This is a genomic window from Bacillus sp. 05T21 (genome assembly GCF_056396785.1).
In genome coordinates this window covers 1-363 of sequence record NZ_JBFTMD010000118.1, presented here as the reverse complement: position 1 = coordinate 363, position 363 = coordinate 1, and the positions used below count along the sequence as shown (strand labels likewise).

Below are 363 nucleotides of genomic sequence, written 5' to 3'. Positions count from 1 at the left end.
GATATTCGATCGGAGCCATCTTTTTTAATGTCCACTGATAACGATTATAATTATACTCCTCCATATAATCCTTTATGTTGAGCTCAAGGGATTCAAAGGTTTGACAATCTTTATAATCTAATTCATCTTTCATATGACCAAAAAAGGATGCCATTGGTGCATTGTCTAAACAATTGCCCCTACGGGACATAGATTGTCTGATCCCCATTTCTCTTACACGTTTCTGAAATTCAGGGTGTGTATAATGAATACCTTGGTCTGAATGTAGAAGCGCTTCAGGATGAATGACTTCTCCTAATCTCTCTTTCAAGTTATCTAATGTTTGATAGACGATATCCATTCGTAAAGAGGAAGAGACATGAT

Annotated in this window: 1 protein-coding gene; it reads right to left on the bottom strand. The window is 36.4% G+C overall.

Features of this window, described 5'->3' with window-relative positions; all coding sequences use genetic code 11:
* Positions 1-363, bottom strand: a 363-nt coding sequence (locus AC1DKZ_RS33165; RefSeq protein ID WP_476997987.1) for an IS3 family transposase, incomplete at both ends; no start/stop codon positions are given.